Source organism: Virgibacillus salarius, assembly GCF_039521925.1.
In the GTDB taxonomy this organism is placed as follows: Bacteria; Bacillota; Bacilli; order Bacillales; family Amphibacillaceae; genus Virgibacillus; species Virgibacillus salarius.
The window spans coordinates 20,998-28,044 of sequence record NZ_BAAACY010000037.1 but is presented as its reverse complement, the minus strand read 5'-3'; the positions used below and the strand labels follow the sequence as shown (position 1 = coordinate 28,044).

7 protein-coding genes are annotated in these 7,047 nt (G+C 37.8%); 3 read left to right on the top strand and 4 right to left on the bottom strand.

Annotated features, from left to right (window positions below):
* Positions 1-439: 439 nt before the first annotated feature.
* From ABDZ84_RS05940 to ABDZ84_RS05930, 3 genes are all read right to left on the bottom strand, one after another.
* Entirely contained in the window at positions 440-847 is a 408-nt protein-coding gene (locus ABDZ84_RS05940) for a cytidine deaminase (RefSeq protein WP_026680981.1), read from the bottom strand.
* Between the two features lie 317 nt (positions 848-1,164).
* Positions 1,165-1,527: a DUF1798 family protein gene (locus ABDZ84_RS05935; RefSeq protein ID WP_026680982.1), complete on the bottom strand. Its 363-nt coding sequence runs from the start codon at positions 1,525-1,527 to the stop codon at positions 1,165-1,167.
* A 64-nt stretch (positions 1,528-1,591) separates the two neighbouring features.
* Positions 1,592-1,807: a hypothetical protein gene (locus ABDZ84_RS05930; RefSeq protein ID WP_026680983.1), complete on the bottom strand. Its 216-nt coding sequence runs from the start codon at positions 1,805-1,807 to the stop codon at positions 1,592-1,594.
* A 159-nt stretch (positions 1,808-1,966) separates the two neighbouring features.
* Here ABDZ84_RS05930 and ABDZ84_RS05925 point away from each other — a divergent pair, with 159 nt between their 5' ends.
* On the top strand, positions 1,967-2,071 hold the full coding sequence (locus tag ABDZ84_RS05925) for a spore protein (protein WP_200862547.1): 105 nt from the start codon (positions 1,967-1,969) through the stop codon (positions 2,069-2,071).
* A 176-nt stretch (positions 2,072-2,247) separates the two neighbouring features.
* Here ABDZ84_RS05925 and ABDZ84_RS05920 read toward each other — a convergent pair whose 3' ends face one another.
* Positions 2,248-3,213 (bottom strand): DUF2515 family protein, encoded by a 966-nt coding sequence (locus ABDZ84_RS05920; protein WP_026680984.1) that lies wholly within the window; start codon positions 3,211-3,213, stop codon positions 2,248-2,250.
* A 120-nt stretch (positions 3,214-3,333) separates the two neighbouring features.
* Here ABDZ84_RS05920 and recU point away from each other — a divergent pair, with 120 nt between their 5' ends.
* Together recU and ABDZ84_RS05910 are read left to right on the top strand one after the other, a co-directional pair.
* Positions 3,334-3,924 carry a Holliday junction resolvase RecU gene (recU, locus tag ABDZ84_RS05915; protein ID WP_343780534.1) on the top strand — a complete coding sequence of 197 codons (591 nt, stop codon included), beginning with the start codon at positions 3,334-3,336 and terminating at the stop codon, positions 3,922-3,924.
* 18 nt (positions 3,925-3,942) lie between these two features.
* Positions 3,943-6,747, top strand: coding sequence for a PBP1A family penicillin-binding protein (locus tag ABDZ84_RS05910; protein WP_343780532.1), 2,805 nt, complete (start codon positions 3,943-3,945; stop codon positions 6,745-6,747).
* Positions 6,748-7,047: the final 300 nt, after the last annotated feature.

Genomic DNA, 7,047 nt, shown 5'->3' with positions numbered 1-7,047 from the left:
AAAGCGAAGTAATTAGTCGGAGCATTGCCAATATACATCTAACATTTCAAAATAACTACTTGGCTTAACGTAGTCATTGCACTGATTTTATACTTTCTTAACGTAGAACAAAAGCGCAAATGTCCGATTAGAAACGTAGCGACTGGAGCGAGTCAACGGAGATAAAGGAATCACGGTGAGCTTGCGTGCCGATGATGACTTATCATAGAGCAATTCATGAAGTAGCCTAGTTTCTGGACGCTGGGACTGGACACGGCTCAACACGTCTATATTTATCCTCATGCTCAATTTTTATAATTTCCTAGACTACAAAAAATGGAGCTGCCTCATAAGTCTAAACGACTTTGAGCAGCCCTTTTTATGAACAAAGAAATAGAGCAAATATTATCAATAATCTACGTTTTCAATGAGGTTCTCTAAAAAGGCAAACCCTCGCCCTTTACGTCTCTTTATTTAGATCAGATGGCTGAAAGGAAAAAGGTAAAAGTTCTTCCATCGTAACTGTTTTAGTGTCCTCTTTTAGGTTGGTTAAATGAATCTTCATATCTGCTGTAAAGAATTCACTCATCACTTGACGGCAAGATCCACAAGGAGGAACTGGCCGATCTGTGTCAGCTGCAACAGCCATTTCCGTGAACTCCTTCTCCCCTTCAGCGATTGCTTTAAATATGGCGACACGCTCAGCGCAACACGACACTGGATACGCGGCATTTTCAATATTACATCCTGTATATAGCTTTCCTGATTTTGCTTTTAAAACTGCTCCTACAGGAAAGTTGGAATAAGGAACATAAGCGTTATCCCTTATACGAATGGCTTTTTTCACTAATTCATATTTAGCAGTCATTATTTATCCCCTTCTCCACAGTATGGAAGGTTATTATAAGTAAAAATCAAATGATTGTAAAGAGGCTCGGAACAGAACAAAAGTGCGAGCGCTCGTTTAGAACGTAGCAACTGGGGCGAGTCAATGGAGATAAAAGAATCATGGTGTGCTTGCGAGCCGATGATGACTTAGCGTAGAGCGATTCGTGAAGTCGCCTCCATTTCTCGGTACTGAGGCTGGACGTGGCTCAACATGCCCATATTTATCCCCCTGGGCTAAATTTCCTAGACTAAGAAAAAAATGAACCACCAAATAGTTCGTCTTTTAAATGGAACTTTTTAGTTATGCCCCAGCTCCAACTCTCTAATAATTTGGTCAAAAATATAGAGAATGGAATGGTTTAATTCCATGTATCTTTTTCTTCTCACATCTATATAGTAACTATGCATGAGTAGCAGTTCCATATTTTCTTTTGTAGAAGCCACCTGTTGAGGATGAATAGTTAGCTTCCTTTCTTTTACCATTCGCAGCGTGCCCGTTTCCCATTGTTGTAACATCTCATAAATAGGCGTTGTTTCTTCTTTAACCTTTAAAAACAAAGCTTTATCTTTTCGATTTTCAGGAGGATCGTTTTGCTCATATTTATCCTTTAATCGAACTACATGCTCTTTTAATAATTCTGTTTGTTTCTTTATGTCCATGTTGAATATCCGCCTTTAACAAAGTTTGCTATTAGGATTATTTTAACATAATGGACATGTTTTTTTAATAATTCCCCTCCACTCTCTTTAAAGTCGTTTTTAGTGCATTCATTTCATTCATTCTATCCTGAAATTGATCAGATATTTCATTTTCAACCTTCATCATAAGCTTTTGATCCAGCCAACGTACCTGATCTGATAACTGTTGCAATGATAATTCAACCGATTTCCGATCGGCACCTGGATTAGCTGTATGGAGATTCCTGATAGCAAATGACATATAATCTCCTCCCTTGGTTAAGTTATTACTACTAGTATTCGGTTTAGAGCCATTCAATCCTTCCTGTTCGACAAAACTAGAACGAAGCTTACAAAACAGGTGATAAAACTCATTAATTTATGTGTTTTTGACAAACTAATAATTGAAGGAGGAGTTCACATGAAACAAAATAAGAAAAACCAAACAAAAACTGAATCTATTCGGTCAAAATCCCTAAAAAAGGGTGATAAGAAATTAGATGGTCCTAACCGACCATCTACGTAAATAAATCAAAGGGCTGTCCTAGAGGTCAAAAATACCTTTGGACAGCCCTTTGATAAGTTCGTTTTTTTCAAATGCATTATTCACTGCACAACAGTACATACCGCTTTCCGCCAATGAAATCAAAAACATACCAAATGAACCTCGATTCAATTTTGTATAACCCCCCTCTCCTTTCGTTATAATTCCTGCCTACTAAACACAGACCGAATAAAGTAATAAGCATACAAAAGCTGACGTTTTTTATAGAAAGTTAAGCCAATATCACTTTTTGTTGGAGTAGCAACATTCTTTGTCCATTTCTTTTTGACACCCCCCGATTTATACCAATCTGTTCGAATCTTATCTTGATGTGAAATAATAGGGTATACCATTCGTAGGAATGGAGACGCTTGGAAGGAGAGATCTAAGTAACGCTCATAATCATATCTTGAACCGGTATGTTCGCAATCTATAGCAAATGCCAATGTTTCATTATACACAGATGGGGTAAATAATATTGATGCCAGTTTTTTTCCGAGATTAATCCGATTGGTTAAACTTGTGAAGTTTTGTACATAGGCACCATACAAATTCGTTGATTTTGTTGGTAACAGTACTGCGTTCATTAAAAGTAGATTTTGTAGTACGTATGGTAGCTTGTGAAAAACACGTTTTTTAAAAAATGATTGTTCAATTACTGGCCCATGTATTACATTCTGTTCGTTTATAATTAATGCTCGAAGTAATCGATCTTCATCAGAGAACTTCCAAAAATAATGCCATTCTTTTATCATAAAATCCGACACATGGAAAACCTTTAATAACTGAAATACAGGCTCTCGTAGTTGCTTTGAAAGCTGGTAAATTAGTAATTGCGGATATGCATCAGAGAAAATTAACCAATTTGCGCGTTCATAAGTCATAAATAATCGCTCTCTCTCCTTATCACCCAGTATAAATCGATAAGGAGGTAACAATAGATCTGTCATATTATACCCTGCATTTCTAGACACAAGACTTGCTAAGTATGACCATTTTATTTCTGGAAATTGCAAATAATAGTTAAAATAAGCAGTTGTGCGGCTAATATTATCTCTATTTCGTGATTTAGTTGAATTTGTTATATAATGGACATAGGATTGAAGTTCTTTCGTTGGATACATCTTCATCCTTCCTTCAACAGTTTGTTTTAACTATGCACGATTCTGTAATATTTATGCGTACTATTTAAATGGTATTTTTTTTCTTATATGATATGGTATTATGCAAGGAGGAACCAACAAATGAATTACCCAAATGGGCAGAGAAAAAATATCAGTCGTCCAAAAGACGCTAAAAAAAACACAAATATATTTAGTAATCGAGGGATGACATTAGAAGAAGATATTAATGAGACGAACACTTTTTATGTAAAAGCAAATAAAGCACTTATCTATAAAAAACCAACACCAGTACAGATTGTAAAGGTAAACTATCCAAAACGAAGTGCAGCAGTTATTACAGAAGCATATTTCAAACAAGCATCAACAACTGACTATAATGGGGTCTATAGGTATAGGTATATTGATTTCGAAGCGAAAGAGACTAAAAATAAAACCTTGTTTCCGCTAGCTAATATACATGAACATCAAATAGATCATATGAAGGCTGTAGTTGACCATGGAGGAATTAGTTTTATTATTATCCGATTTGCTGCACATGACGAAACATTTTTTTTACCTGCAGAGAAACTTTTTGTGCACTGGAACGTCAAATTAAATGGTGGCAAAAAATCGATTGCCTATGAAACCATTCAGGAAGAAGGATATATCATCCCTTTTCAATATAAAGCAAGAATTGATTATTTAGCTATCATTGATGAGCTTTATTTTTAGAGACGGAGGAATGAAGTGATGGCAGAAAATAGCCAATCTCGTACAGCGAGAAGAAAACAGAAAAAATCAAAGAAAAAACCGATGTGGAAAAAAATTGTACTGTCCTTATTAATTATATTTGTTGTAATGGGACTAGGCGCTGGTGCGACAGCTGCATATTGGATCGCTACAGCGCCAGATATAGATGATGCAAAATTATCCGATCCATTAGCATCACAAATTCTTGATAAGGATGGCGAAGTATTTGCAAGTCTTGGAGATAAGCAAAGAACGAAAATAAGCTATGATGAATTGCCGAAAATATTAATTGATGCTGTTACAGCAACGGAGGATGCTCGATTCTTTGAACATGGTGGAATCGATTTAAGACGTATTGGTGGTGCCATTGTAGCCAATATAACAAATGGTTTTGGATCAGAAGGTGCTAGTACCATTACACAGCAGGTTGTAGAGAAATCCTTCCTATCGCCTGAGAAAAAGATTAGTTTAAAAGTACAAGAACAATGGCTAGCATTAAAACTGGAACGTGAATACTCCAAAGAAGAGATCTTAGAGATGTATTTAAATAAGATCTATTACGGTAGTGGTGCATATGGCGTTGCTAAAGCTGCTGAGACATACTTCGGGAAAAAAGATTTAAGTGAATTAACACTTCCTGAGGCTGCCATTTTAGCTGGCTTACCACAGCGACCTACAGCATACGATCCATTCAATAACCCAGACCTAACGAAGAAAAGAATGGATACCGTATTAAAATTGATGGTGCGCCATGGAAAAATTTCACAAAAAGAAGCCGATGAAGCTAGAGAAGTGGAAATTTCTTCTCTGTTAACCGACTCTCGTCCTGATTCTGCTCCTTATGATGCCTTTTTACAGAAGGTGGAAGAAGAAGTTAGAGAAAAAGTAGATGGTGCAGATATTAATACAGATGGATTAACGATTCATACAACACTTGATACAAGTGCCCAGGAGCATGTTGAATATTTATTAACAGATAGTGAAGATAATCCAATCCCTTATCCGGATGATGAAATGCAGGCAGGCCTGGCCGTTCTGGATACTAAGAATGGTGCGATACGAGCTATTGGCGGACGGCGAAATAGCGAAGGGAAAAAGGAATTCAACTTCGCCTTAACGGAACAGCAGCCTGGTTCAACATTTAAACCAATTATAGCCTATGGTCCAGCAATAGAATATAATAAAATGTCGACATACCATCAAATAAACGATGATAAGCCATATGAAATAGCTGGAACAAAAGGAGCAACGGTACGAAATTGGAACAGACAATACGCTGGCTGGATGACGGCGCGCCATGCCTTAAACCAATCGTTAAACGTACCGGCAGTAAAAACATTAGAAGAAGTTGGCTATGAAAATTCCAAAAAATTTGCTGAAGGCCTTGGAATTAATTTCCATGAAGATAAAATTACAATCACAGATGCTATTGGTGGAACGCAAACATATGTTACCCCAGTACAACTAGCTGGTGCATTCCGAGCATTTGGTAATGAGGGATTGTATAATGAACCATATGCAGTAACCAAAGTAGAATTTCCTGATGGAAGAACCATTGATTTAAAACCAAAGGCCGAGCCTGTTATGTCAGATTACACAGCATATATGATGACAGATATGCTTAAATCTGCTATTACAGAAGGTACTGGTAAACTTGCAAATATCTCTGGCTTACCAGTAGCAGGAAAGACGGGAACAACCAATCTTGAAGATAAATCTGGTAGCCCCGATTCATGGTTTACTGGCTATACAACAAATTACACGATATCCGTATGGACAGGTGGTTATACGGATGAGAATGGACACCGTGATGTAATTCCTAGCGGTCATACGAAAATCCCGCATGCCCTATTCAAAAACATTATGACGGAACTGTCAAAAGACGTGGAGACGAAAGACTTTGTTAAGCCAAATTCTGTGGTAGAAGCAAAGGTTGAAAAAGGATCAAATCCTGCGGCGAAGCCGAGTGAATTTACACCTTCATCCTCTATTTTGACGGAGCTATTCGTAAAAGGAACAGAACCAAGCAGCACCTCCGAGAAGTTCGATAAATTAGATGCAGTAAGTGGATTGAAGGCTACCTTTAACGAAGAAAGTAACACGATTGATGTTTCATGGGATTATAAATCCGATGCAGATGTATCATTTGAAGTCGGATTACAAATGAACGATGGAAAAATGCAAACACTCTCTAAGACAGAAGATACCTCTATGGTGATTAAAGAGGTAGAGCCAGACGCTAATTATACTATTCAGGTCGTGGCGATCAGTAATGACGATGAATCAATGAAGAGTGAACCGAAAACCACGAAAGTAAAAATTCCAGGCGAAGAAGAGGAAGAAGGAATTCCAGCTGTTGAGGGATTATCAGCCGCTTACAATGAGGCAAATTCAGAAATTGATGTTTCGTGGAACTATAATGGTCCGCCTGCCAGCTTCGAAGTATCAGTAAACGGACAAACGAAGACAGTTGAAGCAAACGGTCTTAAAATTGATGGAGCACAGCCTGGTCAAAGCTATACCATCACGGTAACACCAGTTGGTAAAAAGGGTAATAACGAAGGAGTCCGCGGACAAAGTCAACATACAACCGTGACAGTTCCTGCGGATGAAACGGGAGAAGATAACGGTGACCCTGGTGGATCTGGTGGAGACGGATCTGGTGGATCTGGTGGATCTGGTGGAGATGATGGAGATGGTGGTGAAGGAGGATCGTCTCAACAAGGTGGAGGCGAAAATAGTGGTGAAGATGGATCTGAAGGCGGAGGTCCCGACAGTGGAAATTCAGTTGATGAAGAACAATAATAATAAAGAGGTATTCTCAAAAGTCCATTAAACGAAACACCGACCATGATGTTCAAAAATCATGGTCGGTGTTTTTTGGTTTGTTTTTAGTTGAAATTACCTCTTAAAATCTTTTGGGTAAGTTAGGAAATCGACAATACCCTGAATACAGTTTTAACTTTATCAAGTCTGCACAGACTTCGAGTCTTTTCAACAGCCGTAAATGAAGATGTCGAGGAGGTTGAATTCCGTACCCGAGTTAAGTTTCAATCATAGGCGATCTCCATTTTAATTAGATAAACAAAAAGGATATCCTTAGTC

What these genes read in the sequence shown, in the direction of transcription:
- ABDZ84_RS05930 (WP_026680983.1), bottom strand. Translation starts at nt 1,807, where the DNA reads ATGTCATTTGCTATCAGGAATCTCCATACAGCTAATCCAGGTGCCGAT.
- ABDZ84_RS05920 (WP_026680984.1), bottom strand. Translation starts at nt 3,213, where the DNA reads ATGTATCCAACGAAAGAACTTCAATCCTATGTCCATTATATAACAAAT.
- ABDZ84_RS05940 (WP_026680981.1), bottom strand. Translation starts at nt 847, where the DNA reads ATGACTGCTAAATATGAATTAGTGAAAAAAGCCATTCGTATAAGGGAT.
- ABDZ84_RS05910 (WP_343780532.1), top strand. Translation starts at nt 3,943, where the DNA reads ATGGCAGAAAATAGCCAATCTCGTACAGCGAGAAGAAAACAGAAAAAA.
- recU (WP_343780534.1), top strand. Translation starts at nt 3,334, where the DNA reads ATGAATTACCCAAATGGGCAGAGAAAAAATATCAGTCGTCCAAAAGAC.
- ABDZ84_RS05925 (WP_200862547.1), top strand. Translation starts at nt 1,967, where the DNA reads ATGAAACAAAATAAGAAAAACCAAACAAAAACTGAATCTATTCGGTCA.
- ABDZ84_RS05935 (WP_026680982.1), bottom strand. Translation starts at nt 1,527, where the DNA reads ATGGACATAAAGAAACAAACAGAATTATTAAAAGAGCATGTAGTTCGA.